The sequence below is a fragment of the Caulobacter sp. FWC26 genome (genome assembly GCF_002742645.2).
Classification (GTDB): Bacteria; Pseudomonadota; Alphaproteobacteria; order Caulobacterales; family Caulobacteraceae; genus Caulobacter.
The window spans coordinates 4,106,966-4,125,678 of sequence record NZ_CP033875.1 but is presented as its reverse complement, the minus strand read 5'-3'; the positions used below and the strand labels follow the sequence as shown (position 1 = coordinate 4,125,678).

Here is an 18,713-nt window from a genome sequence, read left to right as displayed (position 1 = left end):
TGTCTCGCCAAGGTCGCAAAACGTCGCTATAAGGCGCCATGTCAAACCAAGAAAAAGCAATCGCCGTCGTCGAACGGCTCAATGACGAATACGAACGCGCCGTCGGCGCTCTGCGCGACGCGCTCCGCGCCTATCTCGAACATGGAACCCGCCCGGATCCGGCCGCCCGCTTCGATGGGACGTTCGCCTATCCCGAGCTGCGGCTGACTTACGACCCCGAAGCGCTGCCGCCGAAGCTGGCGCGCTCGTACGCCCGCGTCAGCCGGCCGGGCGTCTATGCGACGACGGTCACGCGGCCCGCCCAGTTCCGCGACTATCTGGTCGAGCAACTGACGCTGCTGATGGATGACTTCGACGTCGAGATCGAGATAGACCGCTCGCGGCAGGAAATCCCCTATCCCTACGTCCTGGACGCCACGATCGACCTGAACCAGGCCGACGTGCGCAGCGAGGACATCGCCCGCTTCTTCCCGACCACGGACCTGGCCTTCATCGGCGATGAGATCGCCGACGGCCTGTGGAACTCGGTGCTGGAGGACAACCACCCGCTTTCGCTGTTCGACGGCCTGCGCACCGATTTCTCTTTGGCCCGTCTGAAGCACTACACCGGCGCCCCCGCCGAGGACGTGCAGCAGTTCATCCTGTTCACGAACTACAACCGCTATGTCGACGAGTTTGTGCGGTGGGGCATCGAGCAGCTGCAGCAGCCCGACAGCCCCTACACCGCGCTGTCGTGCGCGGGCGGCCTGACCATCACCGCCAACACGGTCAATCCGGAGCTTGCGGTGGCGGAGTCGACCTGGCGCAAGCACCAGATGCCGGCCTACCACCTGATGGCGCCGGGCGGTTCGGGCGTCACCCTGGTCAATATCGGCGTCGGGCCCTCCAACGCCAAGACGATCTGCGACCACCTTGCGGTGCTGCGTCCGCAGGCCTGGCTGATGATCGGCCACTGCGGGGGGCTGCGCGACACCCAGACGATCGGCGACTACGTCCTGGCCCACGCCTATCTGCGCGACGACCATGTGCTGGACGCGGTGCTGCCGCCCGAGATCCCTGTGCCGTCGATCGCCGAGGTGCAGCGCGCCCTCTATGACGCGGCCAAGGCGATCAGCGGCGACAGCGGCGATCAGCTGAAGAAGCGCCTGCGCACCGGCACCGTGGTCACCACCGACGACCGCAACTGGGAGCTTCGCCACAGCCTGTCGGCCCTGCGCTTCAACCAGAGCCGCGCCGTGGCGATCGACATGGAGAGCGCCACGATCTCGGCCCAGGGCTACCGCTTCCGGGTGCCTTACGGCACGCTGCTGTGCGTGTCGGACAAGCCGCTGCACGGCGAGATCAAGCTGCCCGGCCAGGCCAACGCCTTCTACGAGCGGGCGATCAGCCAGCACCTGCAGATCGGCATCCTGGCCTGCAAGCTGCTGCACGCCGAGGGCCCGAACCTGCACTCTCGCAAGCTCCGCGCCTTCGACGAGCCGCCGTTCCGGTGAGTTTTAACTAAGATGCTCCCCCGCCGCGCGGGGGAGCATAGGGTTCCCCTAGACCCGCTCGATGATGATCGCGGGGGCCATGCCGCCGGCGGCGCACATGGTCACCAGGCCGCGCTTGAGGTCGCGGCGTTCCAGCTCGTCCAGGATCGTGCCGATCAGGATCGAGCCGGTCGCGCCGATCGGATGGCCCAGGGCCATGGCGCCGCCGTTCACATTGACCTTGTCGCGATCCAGCTTCAGGTCGCGGATAAACTTCTCGGCGACGACCGCGAAGGCTTCGTTGATTTCCCACAGATCGATGTCGTCGACCGTCAGGCCGGCCTTGGCCAGGGCCTTGCGCGCGGCCGGGACCGGAGCGTTCAGCATCAGGGTCGGGCTGTCGCCGACATTGGCCATGGCGATGACCTTGGCCCGCGGCTTCAGGCCATTGCGCTGGGCGTAGGCCGGCGAGGCCAGCAGCACCGCCGCCGCGCCGTCCACCACGCCTGACGAATTGCCGGCGTGGTGCACGTGCTCGATCTTGAGGTCCGGATAGACCTTGCGGATCAGCCCGCCATAGGTGTTGCCCGCCTCGTCGACCGGGATCTCGGCCAGGGCCGCGAACGAGGCCTTCAGGCTGGCCAGCCCCTCGGCCGTGGTCTGCGGACGCGGGAACTCCTCGTGGTCCAGCGCCACCGAGCCGTCGTCGCGCAGCACCGGGATCAGGCTCTTGTTGAAGTGGCCGCCTTTGATGGCCAGATCGGCGCGACGCTGGCTTTCCAGCGCCAGGGCGTCGACATCGGCGCGGGTGATGCCTTCCAGCGTGGCGATGGCGTCGGCGCAGACGCCCTGATGCGACTGCGGGTGGCGCGCGCGCAGGCGCAGGTTGCCGCTGTCCAGCATCGGCGGCGAGGTCACGTTCGCGGTGGCCGAGGTGTAGGACATCATCTCGGTCCCGCCGGCGATGACCAGGTCTTCCATCCCCGACATGATCGAGGCCGCCGCCAGGTTCACCGTGGTGATGCCCGAGCCGCAGAAGCGGTCCAGGGTCACCCCGCTGGCGCGCACGTCATAGCCAGCGTCCAGCGCGGCCATGCGGCCCAGGTCCCCGGCCTGCGACCCGCGCTGGCTGGAGGTGCCCCAGATGATGTCATCGACCTCGGCGGTGTTCAGGTCGTTGCGCTCGGCCAGGGCCTTCAGAACCGTGGCGCCCAGGTGCTGCGGATGGAAGTCGGCCAAGGCTCCCTTGCCGACCTTGCCAATGCCGCGCGGCGTGCGGCAGGCGTCGATGATGTAGGCTTCGGCCATCGGGCCCTCCCATGTTCAGTTCACATCGCCGGTCTTGCTGGCCGGGCTCAATGCGAACTGAACGGGAGGCGCCGCTGGGGCAGTCCAGAGGTTTTATGCCTCTTCGGCCCAGGCCTTGATCAGCTGGTGGGCGATGGCCAGGGGCGGGGGGGCGAACAGGCCCTCAAGCTCGCCCTTGATCAGCTGCTGGGCCTCCTCGCGGCTGAACCAGCGGACCTCTTCCAGTTCGGTCTGGTCGGGCGCAGCGTCGGCGGTCTCGACGTCGGCCATCAGGCCCATCATCAGCGAACTTGGCCACGGCCAGGGCTGGCTGGAGTGGTAGCGGACGGCCGTCGCCTTCAGGCCGGCCTCCTCCTGCAGCTCGCGAGCGCAGGCCTCTTCGATGGTCTCGCCGGGCTCGATGAAGCCGGCCAGGGCCGAGAACATGCCCTTGGGCCACATAGCCTGGCGGCCCAGCAGGCATTTGCCGTCATGGATGGCCAGCATGATCGCCACCGGATCGGTGCGCGGAAAGTGTTCAGCCTCGCAGGACGGACAGACCCGCTTCCAGCCGCCATCTGAGACTTCGGTCTTCTGACCGCAGGCGCTGCACCAGCGATGGCGGCGGCGCCACTCGAACATCGACTTGGCGGTGGCCAGGATACCGGCGTCGGCCGGGGGCATGGTCGCTGCGGCGCCGCGCAATTCTTCGAACCGACCCAGGCCCTGAAGCGCGCCTTCCGCCGGGTCGGCGGCGCCCTCGATGTCGACTGCGAAGACCGCAATGTCCTTCCAGAGGCCCAGATACAGCAGCTTCTCGTTCCCGCCGGCCAAGTCCTGCGCCATGTCGGCGCGCAGATAGGCGATCTGGACGCCCTTGGGCTTTCCGGTCTCGTCGAGAATGTCCTCGACCAGCGGCTTGCCGTTCCACAGCGCCACGGCCAGCGACTCGGGGTCGGCCAGCTTTTCGGCAAGGAAGGCCTCGTCGCCGCGACGCTCGCTGTCACGGTCCAGGGGGTTGCCGGCGAAGGTGTTGGTGATGATCGAAAGAGGCATGCGCCACTCTGTAGCGTGAGCGGAATGACTCGTCAGCCTTGCATCCTGCGCGATGAGTCGCGATATAGGGCTCGGAGATCGGCGCGGACGGAGTCCTCGCCAACCTGGTCAGGGCCGAGAGGCAGCAGCCACAACGAGATCACCTCTGGGTCGTCTGCCGGTCTCCACCTCATTTCCTTTGAAGATTCTGTCAGCAGATGCGCGCTCGCTTGGGTGCGAGGCTTTTGCTGCGCCCTTCGCGCCACTACACTCCGCGCCATGGCCGACCACGACGACCTCCCGCCCGATTCCGCGCCGCCGTGGGACGAGGCGCCTGCTGAACGCGATGAGAACACCGCCGACATCTTCGGCGATGCGCCGGCGCCGGCCGCCGATGCGCGCCCCGTTGTCGAAACCCCGCCTGAGAGCGAGAAGGGCGACGCCTATACGGTTCTGGCGCGGAAGTACCGGCCGCGCACCTTCGAGGACCTGATCGGCCAGGAAGCCATGGTCCGCACCCTGGCCAATGCGTTCTCGACGGGCCGCATCGCCCACGCCTTCATGCTCACCGGCGTCCGGGGCGTCGGCAAGACCACGACCGCGCGCCTTCTGGCTCGGGCGCTGAACTACGAGACCGATACGGTGAAGGGCCCCTCGGTCGACCTGACCACCGAGGGCTACCACTGCCGCGCTATCATCGAGGGCCGGCACATGGACGTGCTGGAGCTCGACGCCGCCTCGCGCACCAAAGTCGACGAGATGCGCGAGCTGCTCGACGGGGTGCGCTACGCCCCGGTCGAGGCGCGCTACAAGGTCTACATCATCGACGAAGTGCACATGCTGTCGACGGCGGCCTTCAACGCCCTCTTGAAGACGCTGGAAGAGCCGCCGCCGCACGCCAAGTTCATCTTCGCCACCACCGAGATCCGCAAGGTTCCGGTGACGATCCTATCGCGCTGCCAGCGTTTTGACCTGCGCCGCGTCGAGCCGGACGTGCTGGTCAAGCACTTCGACCGCATCTCGGCCAAGGAAGGCGCGCGGATCGAGATGGACGCCCTGGCCCTGATCGCTCGCGCGGCCGAGGGCTCGGTGCGCGACGGCCTCTCGCTGCTGGACCAGGCCATCGTCCAGACCGAGCGCGGGCAGACGGTCACTTCTACGGTGGTACGCGACATGCTGGGCCTGGCGGACCGCAGCCAGACCATCGCGCTCTATGAACATGTGATGGCGGGCAAGACCAAGGAGGCCCTGGAGGGCTTCCGCGCCCTGTGGGGCTTCGGGGCCGATCCAGCGGTGGTGATGCTCGACGTGCTGGACCACTGTCACGCCTCGGCGGTGTCGAAGGCGCTTGGGCCCGACGCCCTGTCGATGCCCAAGGAGCAGGCAGCGCGGCTGGCCGCCATCGGGGCCCATACCTCGGCGGGCACGCTGTCGCGTCTGTGGCAGATGCTGCTGAAGGCCCATGACGAGGTGCGCCGCGCGCCCGACGCCATGGCTGCGGCGGAGATGGCCCTTATCCGCCTCTGCTACGCCGCCGACCTGCCCGGTCCGGAGGAGGCGCTTAAGGCCCTGCGCGACGGCGCGCCTGTGGGCGGCGGCGGTCCTGGCGGTGGCGTTGCGATCGGTGGCGGCGGTGCTGGCGGGGCGACGGCCTCGGCCCAGTCGCCGGTGATGATGGCCGCGCCCGGCGCCCAGGCCATGCCGGTTCTGGCCTCGTTCGACGATGTCATGGCTCTGATCGCCGCCAAGCGCGACATCGGCCTGCGCCTGGACGTCGAGCAGTATGTCCGCCCGATCAGCTTCCGTCCCGGCGCCCTCACTTTCGAGGCCGCGCCCGGCGCGCCTGGAAACCTGGCGGGGCGCCTCGTCCGCTTCCTGAAGGAACACACGGGCCAGCCCTGGCTGGTGGCCGCCGAGGGCGGCGGCGGGGCCGAGAGCCTGATGGAGCGCCAGAAGCGCGAGGAGCGCGAGGCGCTGGAAGCCATCAAGAAGGACCCGTTCGTCGCTTCGGTGCTGTCGGCCTTTCCCGGCGCCGAGATCGTCGAGATTCGCAAGCTCCTCACCCCCGAGGCCCCGCCCCTGGAGCCGGACGAGGAAGAGGGCTGAACCATTTTCCCTTCCCCGTTGATGGGGGAAGGGGAGGGATAGGGTGACTGCCGAGGTGGCGGGTATGCGCTACATCGACCGCCACATCACCCCACCCCCTACCCCTCCCATCGAAAGGAGGGGAATTCGAAATTGGAGACCAAGATCATGAAAGACCTCGGCGGCCTGATGAAGCAGGCCCAGGCCATGCAGCAGAAGCTCCAGGACGCCCAGGCGCGCCTAGCCGAGAGCACCGTCGAGGGGACCTCTGGCGGCGGCATGGTGACGGTGACGCTGAAGGGCACGGGCGAGCTGGCCAAGGTGGTGCTGGACGAAAGCCTGATCGAGCCCGGCGAGGGCGAGGTGATCGCCGATCTGATCGTCGCCGCCCACGCCGACGCCAAGAAGAAGCTCGACGCCAAGCAGGCCCAGATGATGCAGGACGCCGCCGGTCCGATGGCGGGCCTGATGGGCGGCCTGCCCGGGATGAAGTTCTAGTCTTGGCCTCGTCCGCCGGACCCGAGATTGAGCGCCTGATCGCCCTGCTGTCCAAGCTGCCGGGCCTGGGTCCGCGCTCGGGCCGGCGGGCGGCCCTGGCTCTTCTGAAGAAGCGGGACACGCTGCTGGCGCCGCTGGCCCTGGCCATGGCCGAGGCGCAGGCCAAGGTCAGGACGTGCTCGGTCTGCGGTTCTCTGGACGTTTCGGATCCCTGCGCGATCTGCATCGACGCCACTCGCGACGGCCGCCTGCTATGCGTGGTCGAGGAGGTCGGCTCGGTCTGGGCCATGGAGCGCGGCGGCTCGTTCAAGGGGCGCTACCACGTCTTGGGCGGCCTGCTGTCAGCCCTGGACGGCGTCGGCCCCGAGGCCTTGCGGATCAGTGAGCTGGTCGCGCGGGTCAGCGGCGGCGAGGTGGCCGAGGTGATCCTGGCCTTGCCGGCCACGGTCGACGGCCAGACGACCGCCCACTACATCGCCGACCGCCTGGCCCAGACCAATGTGCCGGTGACCATGCTGGCGCGCGGCGTGCCGGTCGGCGGCGACCTCGACTGGCTGGACGATGGCACCATCGCCCAGGCTTTGCGCGCGCGACGGCCGGCCTAGACCCTTCCGGGAGCGATAGACTCCGGCTAAGAACGGAGCATGAACTTTTCCGATCCGTTCCTGATCCTGGCCCTCGTCTTCGCCCTGGCCGCCGTGGCCCTGGGGCTGTGGGCCGTCGCGGCGCAACGCCGGGCCGCCAAAGCCGAGGCCCAGGCCTGGCTGCTGAACGAACGCCTGACCCAGGCCGAGGAGCGCCATCGCCTGCTCGAGGATCAAAGCGCCACCCAGATCGAGCTGATCAAGGCCCAGGCCGCCCAGAGCGCCAACGCCATCGCCGAGCAGCTGATCAAGCGCGCGGACGAGAACGCCAAGAGCCGCGAGCGCCTCGCCGAGGCCCGGCTGGAGGCTCAACTCAAGCCGGTGGCCGAGACCCTGGCCAAGTTCGAGGCCCAGGTCACCGCCGTGGAGAAGGCCCGCGCCGAAGAGACCGGCGGCCTCAAGGCCCAGATCACCGCCCTCCTGGAGGCCTCGACCGCCACCCAGGCCGAGGCCCGGAAACTGTCGGCCGCCCTGCGGCGCGGAGCGGGGGTCCAGGGCCGCTGGGGCGAGCAGACCCTGCGCAACGTGCTGGAGGCCGCTGGCCTCAACAGCCGCTTTGATTTCCAGGAGCAGTTTAGCGTCGACAGCGACGAGGGCCGCCGCCGGCCCGACGTTAAGGTCACCCTGCCTGGCGGCGGGGTGTTCGTGATCGACGCCAAGTGCTCGCTGAACGCCTTTCTGGAGGCCCAGGAAGCCACCGACGATGTCCTGCGCGAAGCGGCCATGGCCCGCCACGCCCAGAGCGTCCGGAGCCACATGCAGGGCCTGTCGTCCAAGGCCTATTGGGACCAGTTCGCCGGTGAGGGTTCGCCGGACTTCGTGGCGATGTTCGTGCCCGGCGACGGCTTCCTGGCCGCCGCCCTGGATCGCCTGCCCGAGCTGATGGCCGAGGCGATGGACCGCCGCGTGGTCCTGGTCACGCCCACGACCCTGTTCGCGCTCTGCAAGGCCGTCGCCTATGGCTGGCGGGCCGAGGACCAGGCCAAGAACGCCGCCCGTATCGTCGAGGTCGGCCGCGAGCTCTACAAGCGCGTCTCGGTCATGGGCGCGCACGCGGGCGCCATGGGCAAGGCGCTGGAAAGCGCCGTGGGCAAGTACAACCAGTTCGTCGGCTCGCTGGAGAGTCAGGTCCTGACCCAGGCCCGCCGCTTCGAGGATCTGTCCGTCGATCACGAAGGCAAGGAGATCCCCGAGCCGCCGATGGTCGATCAGGCCGTGCGGCCTTTGACCAAGCTGAAGGCCGTGGGACAATCTCCCACCTTGACCCTCGGGAATGACACGCCTACCTGACCAACATCATGGCCATCCGTCGCATCCTCACCGTCGATAACGCCGCCGACCTGGCGGTCCTGAAGAAGGTTTCCACCCCGGTGGAGGCCGTCACCGACGAGCTGCGCGCCCTGATGGATGACATGCTGGAGACCATGTACGACGCCCCCGGCATCGGTTTGGCCGCCGTGCAGATCGGCGAGCCCGTCCGCGTGATCGTCATGGACCTGGCCCGAGAGGGCGAGGACAAGGCGCCGCGCTACTTCGTCAATCCCGAGATCCTGGCCTCGTCCGAGGACCTGCAGGGCTATGAAGAAGGCTGCCTGTCGGTGCCCGAGTACTATGACGAGGTCGAGCGCCCGGCCAAGGTTACTCTGCGCTACATGAACTACCAGGGCGAGACGATCGTCGAGGAAGCCGAGGGCCTGTTCGCGGTCTGCATCCAGCACGAGATGGACCACCTGGAAGGCGTGCTCTTCATCGACCACCTCTCGCGCCTGCGCCGCGACCGCGCCATGGCCAAGGTGAAAAAGGCTCGCCGCGCGGCCTAGATTGTCGGCGTTCTCGTCGTCCGGCCGTCCTTGGGCTACCAAGGACCAGGAGACGAGCCGATGACCCCCATCCTGACCGCCTTCAAGAGTTCGCCTGATCGCGGACGCGGCCTCGCGCGGGACATGCCGGTGCGCTGGGCGCTGGAGGAGGTGGGCCAGCCCTATGAAGTCCGGCTGGTGACCTTCGGCGAGATGAAAGCGCCTGGGCACAAGTCGCTACAACCGTTCGGTCAGATCCCGACCTACGAGGCGGACGGCCTTGTCCTGTTCGAGTCCGGGGCGATCGTGCTGAACATCGCCGAGACCCATCCTGGCTTGCTGCCGTCTGAACCCGAGGCCCGGGCCCGCGCGATCGCATGGATGTTCGCCGCCGTCAGCACCGTGCAGCCGCCGATCGTCGAGCGCGAACGTTCGAGCCTGCTGGAGCGCGGCGAACCCTGGTTCGCGGCCCGCCAGCCAGTCTTGGAACAAGAGGTGCGTCTGCGTCTTGCGGACCTTTCCCAGCGGCTTGGCGACGCCGATTGGCTGGACGGCCCTTTCGGCGTCGGCGACCTGATGATGGTCACGGTGCTTCGCCGTCCGGCGGGGGCTAGTCTGCTAGGGGACTACCCGAACCTGGCGGCCTATGTGGAGCGCGCCGAGGCGAGGCCCGCTTTCCAGCGCGCCTTCGCCGCCCAATTGGCGGTGTTCTAGGCCTCGTCCAAGAGCTAGCGCTGGCGGCCGTGCTCGGTGTCGTAGGGCGTCCCATCGCGATGCCGATACACACTCTCCCCCTCCCGCAGCACCAGGTCGATATCTGGATAGTCGCAGCCGTCCTCCTCCGGCCGTCGGGACCCAACTTCCAGCAGTACCGCGTCCCGATCCGAGCGGTTCTGGAAGCAGTGGCCGTTGGCGACGCCGGCCTTGAAGCCAGCGCAGTCGCCGGCCCGCAGCACGGTCTCACCGTCGTTCTCGACCAGCACGACCTCACCCTCGACCACCCAGGTGAATTCATCCTCGGCCGTGTGCCAGTGGCGCTGACTGGACCAGGCGCCGGGCGGCAGGCGCAGGAGGTTGACGCCGAACTGGTCTAGCCCGACCGCGTCGCCCAGCTTGGTGCGGTGACGCTTCAGGCAGGGCTGGTCGAACGGCGCGGGATAGGCCGTGCCGACGCGGGTGGGGGCGGTGGCGAGATCGATCTTGGGCATGACCTACCTTGGAACAAGCGTGCCGAATTTGCGTCGGCCCGGAGGGAAGCCTAAAGCCTGCATCATGACCAGTCCCGCGCCCGTTTCCGTCAGCATCGATCCCGTCGCGCTCGCCCAGGCCCTGATCCGGCGCCCATCGGTGACGCCGGCCGATGCGGGGGCGATGGACACGCTGCAGCGGCAACTGGAGGCGCTGGGTTTCGCCTGTCGCCGCATGAAATTCGGCGAGATCGAGAACCTCTACGCCCGGCGCGGGACGGCGCGGCCGAACCTGTGTTTTGCGGGCCATACCGACGTTGTGCCCGTCGGCGACGACGCGGCCTGGACCGCCGGACCGTTTGAGGCGCAGATCAAGGACGGGGTGCTGTTCGGTCGCGGCGCAGTCGACATGAAGTCGGCCATCGCCGCCTTTGTCGCCGCCGTCGCCAAGATCCCTGAGCATCCGGGTTCGATCAGCTTCCTGATCACCGGCGACGAAGAGGGCGTGGCCGAGGACGGTACGGTCAAGGTCGTCGAGGCCCTGGCCGCCGAGGGCGAGATCATCGACCACTGCATCGTCGGCGAGCCGACCTCGGCCAACCTCCTGGGCGACATGGTCAAGATCGGCCGTCGCGGCAGCATCAACGCCTGGATTACGGTTGAGGGCCGCCAGGGCCACGTGGCCTATCCGCACCGGGCGGCCAATCCGGTTCCCGTGCTGGTCGATATCCTGTCGGGCCTGAAGGCGCGGGTGCTGGACGAGGGCTATACTGGCTTCCAGCCGTCGAACCTGGAAATCACCACGATCGACGTGGGCAACACCGCCACCAACGTCATCCCGGCCTCGGCCAAGGCGCGCGTGAACATCCGCTTCAACCCGGCCCACAAGGGCAAGGACCTGGCCGCCTGGATCGAGGCCGAGTGCGTCAAGGCGGCGGAAGGCTTCGACGGGACCGCCAGCGCGCTGTGCAAGATCAGCGGCGAGGCCTTCCTGACCGAGCCGGGCGCCTTCACCGACGTGATCGTCGCCGCCGTCAGCGACGCCACCGGTCGCGCGCCGGAGCTGTCGACCACCGGCGGCACCAGCGACGCCCGCTTCATCCGGGCCCTGTGTCCGGTCGTCGAGTTCGGCCTGGTTGGCTCGACCATGCACCAGGTCGACGAGCGCGTTCCGGTGGAGGAAGTCCGCCAACTGGCCGACGCCTACCAGGCGCTGGTCAACCGCTACTTCGCGGCCTTCGCCTGAGCCGAGCGGGGACGAGGATGAAGGCGCTCTCGATCCCCGATGTCTTGGCCGAGGTGGCCGTACTGGTGAAGCCGCATTTCGGCAAGGGCCGACCGGCCGACTACATCCCCCAACTCGCGATCGTGCCGGGAACGAAGTTCGGTATGGCCGTCCGCACGGTCGATGGCGGCGAACACGTCATCGGCGACGCAGACGAGGGCTTTTCGGTCCAGAGCATCACCAAGGTCTTCGCCCTCGGCCTCGCCTTGAACCGGCTGGGCGACGAGACCTGGACGCGGGTCGGCAAGGAGCCGTCCGGCACCCCGTTCAACCACCTGTCGCTGCTGGAGGCCGAGCAGGGCGTGCCGCGCAATCCGTTCATCAACGCGGGCGCCCTGGCGGTGACCGATGTGCTGATGGACGTCACCCGCGATCCGGCGGCGCTGGTCCGCGACTTCGCAGGTTTCCTCTGCGATGAGCGGCTGGAGATCGACTCGGCGGTGGCGACCTCAGAACTGGCGCATGCCTGGCAGAACCGCGCCATCGCCAGCCTGATGCGCGGCAAGGGCACCATCACCCATGACCCGGAGGCGGTGGTCGCCGCCTATTGCCGCCAGTGCGCGCTGACCATGAGCTGTCGCCAGCTGGCCCGCGCCTTCCTGCCGCTGGCCGCCGGCGGCTTCTCGCCGATCGCCCAGGAGACGGTGTTCCCCGAGCGCCTGACCCGCCGCCTTAACGCCCTGCTGCTGACCTGCGGCATCTATGACAGCGTCGGCAGTTTCGCCTATCGCGTCGGCTTGCCGGCCAAGAGCGGGGTGGGCGGCGGCATCGTCGCGGTCATTCCTGGCAAGGCGACGGTCGCGGTCTGGTCGCCGGAGCTGGATCGGTTCGGGACGAGCGTGGTTGGCACGGCGGCGCTGGAGGCGTTCAGCCAGATCACCAACTGCTCGGTGCTGTAGGGCTTGATCAGGGTCAAGGTGCGGACGGCGGCCCCAGGTCAAGCTGTGACCCATGACCGCGACACGCCATCGGATTCTGCTTCTGGTCGGCCATCCCGACCCCGCCCCTGAACGCTTTTGCCGGGCGCTCGCCGAGGCCTATGCAAATGGGGCGGCGGAGGCGGGGCATGAGGTGCGTCGCGCCGACATCGGCCCGATGGACGTACCCTTGCTGGAAAGCCAGGCGGCTTTCCAAGTGGACGACATTCCCCGCCTGATCCGAGATCTTCGCGCGGACATCCTTTGGGCGGACCATCTGGTGCTGGTCTTCCCCCTCTGGCTGGGCGGGGTGCCGGCCAAGCTCAAGGCCGCGCTGGAGCAGGTGTTTCGGGGCGGGTTCGGATTTGAGGTCGGTCCCAAGGGCTGGAACTCGAAGCTCTCGGGTCGCACGGCGCGCATGGTGCTGACCATGGGCATGCCCGGGGCGATCTTCCGGATCGTCTTCGGGTCGCACGGCCTCAAGGCGGTGACGCAGGGCGTCTTCATGCTCGCGGGCGTCAAGCCGGCCCGCGCGTCGATCGTCGGCGGCGTCGAGGCCATCGGCGCCGGCGGCCGGACCCGGTGGTTGGAGCGGATGAGGAAGCTGGGCGCCGCCGCGAGTTAGTCGCCGTACCCGACGCCGACCAGATACAGCCCATCGGCCGGCGCGACGGGTCCGCATTCCCGGCGGTCCCTGGCCTCCAGCGCCGCCTTCACATCGTCCACCGTCCAACGTCCCGCGCCGACCTCGACCAGGGTGCCGGTCATCGAGCGGACCTGGCGGTGCAGGAAGGACCGTGCCTCGAAGTCGAGGTGAATCTCCTCGCCGACCCGGCGCACGCGGGCGACGTCCAGAGTCTTCACTGGGCTCTTCGCCTGGCAGTGCATGTCGCGGAAGGTGGTGAAGTCGTGCAGGCCGATCAGATGCTGGGCCGCCGCGTGCATGGCCTCGTGGTCGAGCTCCTTCTTCATGTGCCAGACCCGGCCCTTGTCCAGGGCCGGCGGGGCGCGACGGTTGAGGATCCGATAGAGGTAGCGCCGCTCATTGGCCGAGAAGCGGGCGTGCCAGTCCCCCTCCGCCACCTCGGCCGAGAGGATCGAGACCGCCTCGCGGGTCAGGTGGGCGTTGAGGGCGTTGAACACCGTCTGGGCCGGCCAGTCCTTTTCGAGATCGACATGGACGACCTGGCCGGTGGCGTGGACGCCTGTGTCGGTGCGGCCGGCGGCGGCGATACGCACGTCCTGCCCGCAGAAGGCCTTCACCGCCGCCTCGATCGCGCCTTGCACACTGGGCAAGGTCGCCTGGGCCTGGAACCCGGCATAGGGGCGGCCGTCATACTCGACGAGGAGGCGGTAGCGGGGCATCAGGCCAGGACCGTTCCCATCGGGAGCGGGAAGCCACGCGTGAAGGCCTGAGCGTCCTGCACGCCCTTGCCCTCGCGCTGGGCCTTCAGCAGGCGGATGGAGCCGTCTCCGCAGGCGATCAGCAGGCTGTCGTCCAGCACGGTTCCAGCGGCGCCCGAGGCGGCCTCGACACGCGACAGCAAGGCCTTCACGCGGACGGGACCTTTCTCCGACGGCGCCTCGAACCAGGCGCCGGGGAAGGGTGAGAGACCGCGGATGTGGCGATCGACCTCGACGGCTGGGCGGGTCCAGTCGATACGGGCTTCGGCCGACTTGATCTTCTTGGCGTAGGTGACGCCGTCCTTCGCCTGCGGAGTTTCGTGAACGACCTCGCGCTCGATCGCTGCAAGGGCGACCGGCAGCAGGCGGGCGCCAACGGCGGCCAACTTGTCGTGCAGGCTGGCGGCCGTGTCATCGTCGGCGATGGCCACCTGCTCGGACATCAGGATCGGGCCCTCGTCGAGGCCCTCGCTCATCCGCATGACCTGAACGCCGGTCACCGCATCGCCGGCCATGATCGCCCGCTGGATCGGCGCGGCGCCCCGCCAACGCGGCAGCAGGCTGGCGTGCAGGTTGAAGCAGCCGTGGCGCGGCGCCTCCAGGACGTCCTTCACCAGGATTTGGCCGAAGGCGACCACGACCGCGGCGTCGAGATCCAGGGCCTTGAAGGCCTCGATCTCCTCCGGGGTCTTCATCGAGACTGGCGTACGAACCGGTAGGCCCAGACCCTCGGCGAAGGCGTGGACCGGTGAGGGCTTCAGCTCTTGGCCGCGTCCGCGTGGCGCGGGGGGCTGGGAATAGACGCAGGCGATCTCGTGCCCCGAGGCGACGAGTTCGGCGAGGCAGGTGACGGCGAAATCGGGAGTGCCGAGAAAGGCGATGCGCATGGCGGGGGTTTAGCGGTCCCGGCGCTGGGACGCAAAGCCTGGCCGGAACCTGCGCCGTGGCCTTTCGTTATCTAGCCGACCCATGAACCCAGCCGGGAACTCGACCATGCGCTCGAAACTGCTTGTGATCGCCGCCGTCGGCGCCGCCTTGTCCATGGCGGCCTGCTCTGACCAGCATGCTCAGGAGGTCAAGGAGGGCGCGAAGGCCGCCGCCGCCGACGTCAAGGACGCGGCCCACGAGATCGCCAATGACCCTGACGTCAAGGAAGCGGGGACCGCGATCAAGGAAAGCGCCAAGGAAACGGGCGCGGAACTGAAGGAGGCCGTCGGCGAGGCCGGCCAGGAACTCAAGGAAGCCGGCAAGGAGTTCAAGCAGGACGCCAAGGAAGGCGCGGCCGAGAGCAAGAAACAACTGAACGAGGCGACGAAGTAGGGCGTCAGGTCCTAGCTTCAGCCTTGAAGAAGTCCCCTGGCCGCAATTCAGAGGGCGGCGGCCCGTAGCGGTTAGCGCCTTGAGCTCCGCGCACGAAGCCGATTTCGATCCAGCCCCACGCGCCCAGCGCAAAGCCGCTCAGCGCCAGAAGCGAAGCGCCGAGGATCGCCCCCGTGCTGGCGCCGTCCCTCAGCGTGCCAGCGGGGGCGAAAAGCACCCACGGACCGACAAGGAAGAAGAGCGCCCAGAGGACGCCCTTCCCCCGGTCATGCAGACGGCGCACCGTGATCGAGAAGCCGGTGAGCAGGAGGGGTGGGATGAAGGCTAGCGGCACGGCGCCTAGCCAGCCGCCCACGATCGTTCCGAAGGCCGCTAAGATGAACAGCGTGGCTCCAACGGCCGTGAGCATCACCTGGATGCGCCAATAGGTCAGGCGCGTCGCGCGACCTTCAAAGCCGAACAGCAGCTTCGCGTAGTCCAAGATCGTCTCCTCGGCCGAAGAGACAACCTTAGGGTGGTCCAGCTTACTCGACTAGTCCCGCAGCAGGTCGTTGATCGAGGTCTTCGACCGCGTCTGCGCGTCCACCGTCTTCACGATCACGGCGCAGTACAGGCCTGGGCCGCCGTTGGGGTCGGGCAGGTTGCCCGGCACGACCACGCTGTACGGCGGCACCTTGCCGATGTGGACGGCGCCGGTCTTGCGGTCGACGATCTTGGTCGAGGCGCTGATGAAAACGCCCATCGACAGGACCGAGCCTTCGCCGACGACCACGCCCTCGACGACTTCCGAGCGAGCGCCGATGAAGCAGTTGTCTTCAATGATGGTCGGATTGGCCTGCAGCGGCTCCAACACCCCGCCAATGCCGACGCCGCCGGACAGGTGAACGTTCTTGCCGATCTGGGCGCACGAGCCGACCGTCACCCAGGTGTCGACCATCGTGCCCTCGTCGACATAGCCGCCGATGTTCACGAACGAGGGCATCAGGATGACGTTCTTGCCGATGTGGGCGCCGCGACGGACGATCGCGCCCGGCACGGCGCGGAAGCCGCCGGCTTCGAACTGCGGCGCGTCCCAGCCGTCGAACTTGTTCGCCACCTTGTCCCACCACGGGCCCACGCCGCCGCCCAAGGCGCCCGAGCGCATCACGGCGTTGGGGTTCAGGCGGAACGACAGCAGCACGGCCTTTTTTAGCCACTGGTGGGTGAACCACTCGCCGTCGATCTTCTCGGCGACGCGGGCCTCGCCGCTGTCGAGCAGGCGCAGAGCCTCTTCGACGGCCGTGCGGACGGGACCAGTGGTCGCGGCGGAAACGTCGGCGCGGGCTTCCCAGGCGGCTTCGATTTCAGTCTGGAGATCGGCGAGGCTCACGGCGGTCATGCGGGGCTTCCTTGCAGGCGCGCCGAGTTCAGGAACTCGGCGAGATCATTGGTGCGGAAATGAACGTGTTCGGAGGTCGAGGCGGCCGCGTGCGGGCCGACCAGCACAGTGGTCATGCCCATGCGCGAGGCCGGCACGAGGTTCTTTTCGCTATCCTCGAAGAAGGCCGTCATCGGCGGATCGATGTCATGCAGCTTGCAGATCCGATCGAAAGTCGCCAGGGCGGGCTTGGGCACATAGTCCGCTGTCTCGATAGCGAAGATCTCTGAGAACAGGTCCCGCAGACCGATGTGCGCCAGCACCCGCTCGGCGTGGCCGACCGATCCGTTGGTGAAGATCAGGCGCCGCCCGGGAAGGGCCGCGATCGCCAGGCGCAGGTCGGGATTGGGCGTCAGGCAGTCCAGGGAGACGTCGTGCACCTCGTCGAGGAAGCGCCGGGGCTCGATGCCGTGGTTGGCCATCAGTCCGGCCAGGGTGGTGCCGTGCTCCTGGAAATAGCCATGTTGCAGCGCGCGCGCCTCGTCGCGCGGGAGACCGGTCTCCCGTGCCACAAAATCCGTCATCTTGGCCTCGATGAGGCTCATGAACCGGGTTTCGAGCGGGTAGAGCGTGTTGTCGAGGTCGAACAGCCAGGTGTCGATGTGGGAGAGGTCGGCGCTCATCGCTTGATGAGCGTACCCGCGCCGTGCTCGCTGAACAGCTCGACCAGCATGGCGTGCGGGCGGCGGCCGTCCAGGATGACAACAGCCTCGACACCGGACTCGATCGCGTGGATGGCGTTCTCCAGCTTCGGGATCATGCCGCCGGTGGCCACGCCCGTGGCGATCAGCTCGCGCGCCTGTTCGATCGTCATTTCGCGGATCAACTCGCCGTTTCCGTCCAGGACCCCCTTGATGTCGGTCAGCATCAGCATGCGCTTGGCCTTCAGCGCGCCGGCCAGGGCGCCGGCCACGGTGTCGGCGTTGATGTTGAAGGTGTCGCCGTCGGCCGAGACCCCAATCGGGGCGACGACCGGAATATAGTCGTGCTCGGACGTCAGCAGGGCTTCGATCAGCTGCGGGTCGACCTTGGTGGGTTCGCCCACAAAGCCCAGGTCCACCGCTTGTTCGATATTGCTGTCGGGATCCTTCTTGGTCCGGGTCACCTTCTCGGCGGTGATCAGGCGAGCGTCCTTGCCCGAGAGGCCTACGCCGCGCACGTCGGCTTCGGCGCCGGCCAGCGTGATCCAGTTGGCGATTTCCTTGTTGATGGCCCCTGAGAGGACCATCTCGGCGACTTCCATCGTCGCCTCGTCGGTGACGCGCAGGCCGTCCACGAAGGTCGACTTGACGCCGGCCTTGTCGAGCATCCGGCTGATCTGCGGGCCGCCGCCGTGGACGACCACGGGGTGGACGCCCAGAAGCTTCAGCAGTACGGCGTCGGCGGCGAAGACCTTGGCGACCTCTTCCTGGCCCATGGCGTGGCCGCCGTATTTGATCACAACCGTCTCGCGGTCGTAGATCTGGATAAAGGGCAGGGCTTCGGCCAGGGTCTTGGCGGTGGCCCAGCCGGCTTCCTCGGCGACGTCGTTCAAGGCGGCTGTCCTCGAAGGGAAAATTAGGCGGGCCTCGATAGCGGACCCGGCCCCCCCTGTCACCAAAAACGAGCCCTGCGCTAGTCCGAGCGACTGAAGCGCAGCTTGAGCGCCAGCATGGCGCCGGACATCAGGAGGCACGCGAGATTGGAGGCGATCACCGGCCAGGCCTGGATCATCACGCCATAGGCCAACCAGCACGCAAACCCGGTGACTGTGACCAAGTACATGCGGAGCGAGACCGCCGAAGCATCGCGCTCTCGCCAAGTCTTGACGATCTGGGGCGCGAAGCTGCCGATCGACAGTAAAGCCGCCAGCGTTCCGACCAAGACGGCGATGGGCGGCCCGTCCATCAAGCCGACTTCGCCAGCGGGTCTTCGGCGCCCCAGCGCTGCGCGTAGGCCGGGGCCAGGGTGAGGCCTACAGGAATCGGACCCGGCGCGCGCCCCTGGGTCAGGCAGACGGCCAGATAGGCGAGGGCGGTCTTCACGCCGTGCTCCGAATAGGGCTTGCCGATCACGCCGCAGGCGCCGGCGAAATCGTCGGGCAGACGTTTGACGTTGGCGGTCATGAACAGCGCCACGCCGCCGCAGTCGTCGGCGATCTTGCGGGCGACATCGACGCCGGTGGGACCGTCGCTGAGATGAACGTCGACGAGCGCCAGATCCGGTTTCAGCTGCTCCGCGAGCGCCACGGCCTCTTGCGAGCTCATAGCGCAGCCGAGAGGATGACAACCGGCTTCCTCGATCAGATGTTCGAGTTCGATCGCGAGAAGCATCTCGTCCTCGACAATCAGAACATCGAGCGCCGGCCGGCTCATTACCAAAAC

The 18,713-nt window shown here is 67.9% G+C and carries 22 protein-coding genes and 1 other RNA gene; 12 read left to right on the top strand and 11 right to left on the bottom strand.

Features of this window, described 5'->3' with window-relative positions; translation table 11 throughout:
* Window positions 1–38: 38 nt before the first annotated feature.
* On the top strand, window positions 39–1,493 hold the full coding sequence (locus tag CSW63_RS21265; RefSeq protein WP_062094782.1) for an AMP nucleosidase: 1,455 nt from the start codon (window positions 39–41) through the stop codon (window positions 1,491–1,493).
* A 48-nt stretch (window positions 1,494–1,541) separates the two neighbouring features.
* Here CSW63_RS21265 and CSW63_RS21260 read toward each other — a convergent pair whose 3' ends face one another.
* Both CSW63_RS21260 and nudC read right to left on the bottom strand, forming a co-directional pair.
* Entirely contained in the window at window positions 1,542–2,780 is a 1,239-nt protein-coding gene (locus tag CSW63_RS21260) for an acetyl-CoA C-acetyltransferase (protein WP_062094780.1), read from the bottom strand.
* A 93-nt stretch (window positions 2,781–2,873) separates the two neighbouring features.
* Window positions 2,874–3,815: an NAD(+) diphosphatase gene (gene nudC, locus CSW63_RS21255; protein WP_062094778.1), complete on the bottom strand. Its 942-nt coding sequence runs from the start codon at window positions 3,813–3,815 to the stop codon at window positions 2,874–2,876.
* A gap of 75 nt (window positions 3,816–3,890) precedes the next feature.
* Here nudC and ffs point away from each other — a divergent pair.
* The 7 genes from ffs to CSW63_RS21220 all read left to right on the top strand — a co-directional run bounded on the left by ffs (window position 3,891) and on the right by CSW63_RS21220 (window position 9,534).
* Window positions 3,891–3,982, top strand: an RNA gene (gene ffs / locus CSW63_RS21250) — signal recognition particle sRNA small type.
* 91 nt (window positions 3,983–4,073) lie between these two features.
* Window positions 4,074–5,900 carry a DNA polymerase III subunit gamma/tau gene (locus CSW63_RS21245; protein WP_062094776.1) on the top strand — a complete coding sequence of 609 codons (1,827 nt, stop codon included), beginning with the start codon at window positions 4,074–4,076 and terminating at the stop codon, window positions 5,898–5,900.
* A gap of 147 nt (window positions 5,901–6,047) precedes the next feature.
* Entirely contained in the window at window positions 6,048–6,377 is a 330-nt protein-coding gene (locus CSW63_RS21240) for a YbaB/EbfC family nucleoid-associated protein (RefSeq protein ID WP_062094817.1), read from the top strand.
* Window positions 6,378–6,379: 2 nt separating this feature from the next.
* A complete protein-coding gene (recR, locus tag CSW63_RS21235) occupies window positions 6,380–6,982 on the top strand; it encodes a recombination mediator RecR (protein WP_062094773.1) in 603 nt (200 codons plus the stop codon).
* A 39-nt stretch (window positions 6,983–7,021) separates the two neighbouring features.
* A complete protein-coding gene (gene rmuC, locus CSW63_RS21230) occupies window positions 7,022–8,311 on the top strand; it encodes a DNA recombination protein RmuC (protein WP_062094771.1) in 1,290 nt (429 codons plus the stop codon).
* 8 nt (window positions 8,312–8,319) lie between these two features.
* Entirely contained in the window at window positions 8,320–8,841 is a 522-nt protein-coding gene (gene def, locus CSW63_RS21225; RefSeq protein WP_062094769.1) for a peptide deformylase, read from the top strand.
* 60 nt (window positions 8,842–8,901) lie between these two features.
* Window positions 8,902–9,534, top strand: coding sequence for a glutathione S-transferase family protein (locus tag CSW63_RS21220; protein WP_099503004.1), 633 nt, complete (start codon window positions 8,902–8,904; stop codon window positions 9,532–9,534).
* A 14-nt stretch (window positions 9,535–9,548) separates the two neighbouring features.
* Here the strand turns inward: CSW63_RS21220 and CSW63_RS21215 are convergent, their stop codons facing one another.
* Window positions 9,549–10,028 carry a cupin domain-containing protein gene (locus tag CSW63_RS21215; RefSeq protein WP_062094764.1) on the bottom strand — a complete coding sequence of 160 codons (480 nt, stop codon included), beginning with the start codon at window positions 10,026–10,028 and terminating at the stop codon, window positions 9,549–9,551.
* A 64-nt stretch (window positions 10,029–10,092) separates the two neighbouring features.
* On the opposite strand from CSW63_RS21215, the gene dapE reads away from it, so the two are divergent.
* The 3 genes from dapE to CSW63_RS21200 are packed head-to-tail and all read left to right on the top strand — an operon-like array spanning window position 10,093 to window position 12,834.
* Window positions 10,093–11,253 carry a succinyl-diaminopimelate desuccinylase gene (gene dapE / locus CSW63_RS21210; protein ID WP_062094762.1) on the top strand — a complete coding sequence of 387 codons (1,161 nt, stop codon included), beginning with the start codon at window positions 10,093–10,095 and terminating at the stop codon, window positions 11,251–11,253.
* A gap of 17 nt (window positions 11,254–11,270) precedes the next feature.
* Window positions 11,271–12,191: a glutaminase gene (locus CSW63_RS21205; RefSeq protein ID WP_062094761.1), complete on the top strand. Its 921-nt coding sequence runs from the start codon at window positions 11,271–11,273 to the stop codon at window positions 12,189–12,191.
* A gap of 52 nt (window positions 12,192–12,243) precedes the next feature.
* On the top strand, window positions 12,244–12,834 hold the full coding sequence (locus tag CSW63_RS21200; RefSeq protein WP_062094758.1) for an NAD(P)H-dependent oxidoreductase: 591 nt from the start codon (window positions 12,244–12,246) through the stop codon (window positions 12,832–12,834).
* Here CSW63_RS21200 and truA read toward each other — a convergent pair.
* Both truA and fmt read right to left on the bottom strand, forming a co-directional pair.
* Window positions 12,831–13,574 (bottom strand): tRNA pseudouridine(38-40) synthase TruA, encoded by a 744-nt coding sequence (truA, locus tag CSW63_RS21195; RefSeq protein WP_062094756.1) that lies wholly within the window; start codon window positions 13,572–13,574, stop codon window positions 12,831–12,833. The two genes, CSW63_RS21200 and truA, sit on opposite strands and share 4 nt — an antisense overlap.
* Complete coding sequence (gene fmt, locus CSW63_RS21190; protein ID WP_062094754.1) at window positions 13,574–14,500, bottom strand: methionyl-tRNA formyltransferase; 927 nt, start codon at window positions 14,498–14,500, stop codon at window positions 13,574–13,576. Before fmt ends, truA begins: the two co-directional genes overlap by 1 nt.
* An 82-nt stretch (window positions 14,501–14,582) precedes the next feature.
* On the opposite strand from fmt, the gene CSW63_RS21185 reads away from it, so the two are divergent.
* Window positions 14,583–14,933, top strand: coding sequence for a hypothetical protein (locus CSW63_RS21185; RefSeq protein ID WP_062094752.1), 351 nt, complete (start codon window positions 14,583–14,585; stop codon window positions 14,931–14,933).
* 4 nt (window positions 14,934–14,937) lie between these two features.
* Here the strand turns inward: CSW63_RS21185 and CSW63_RS21180 are convergent, their stop codons facing one another.
* The 6 genes from CSW63_RS21180 to CSW63_RS21155 form a co-directional block, all read right to left on the bottom strand.
* Window positions 14,938–15,414, bottom strand: coding sequence for a DUF805 domain-containing protein (locus tag CSW63_RS21180; RefSeq protein WP_062094750.1), 477 nt, complete (start codon window positions 15,412–15,414; stop codon window positions 14,938–14,940).
* 51 nt (window positions 15,415–15,465) lie between these two features.
* A complete protein-coding gene (gene dapD / locus CSW63_RS21175) occupies window positions 15,466–16,311 on the bottom strand; it encodes a 2,3,4,5-tetrahydropyridine-2,6-dicarboxylate N-succinyltransferase (protein ID WP_062094747.1) in 846 nt (281 codons plus the stop codon).
* Complete coding sequence (locus CSW63_RS21170) at window positions 16,308–16,973, bottom strand: pyrimidine 5'-nucleotidase (RefSeq protein WP_062094745.1); 666 nt, start codon at window positions 16,971–16,973, stop codon at window positions 16,308–16,310. The genes dapD and CSW63_RS21170 overlap by 4 nt, the downstream gene beginning before the upstream one ends.
* Complete coding sequence (gene argB / locus CSW63_RS21165) at window positions 16,970–17,884, bottom strand: acetylglutamate kinase (RefSeq protein WP_062094742.1); 915 nt, start codon at window positions 17,882–17,884, stop codon at window positions 16,970–16,972. Before argB ends, CSW63_RS21170 begins: the two co-directional genes overlap by 4 nt.
* Before the next feature lie 80 nt (window positions 17,885–17,964).
* A complete protein-coding gene (locus CSW63_RS21160) occupies window positions 17,965–18,237 on the bottom strand; it encodes a SemiSWEET family sugar transporter (protein ID WP_062094741.1) in 273 nt (90 codons plus the stop codon).
* Window positions 18,237–18,704 (bottom strand): response regulator, encoded by a 468-nt coding sequence (locus CSW63_RS21155; protein ID WP_062094738.1) that lies wholly within the window; start codon window positions 18,702–18,704, stop codon window positions 18,237–18,239. Before CSW63_RS21155 ends, CSW63_RS21160 begins: the two co-directional genes overlap by 1 nt.
* Window positions 18,705–18,713 lie beyond the last annotated feature (9 nt).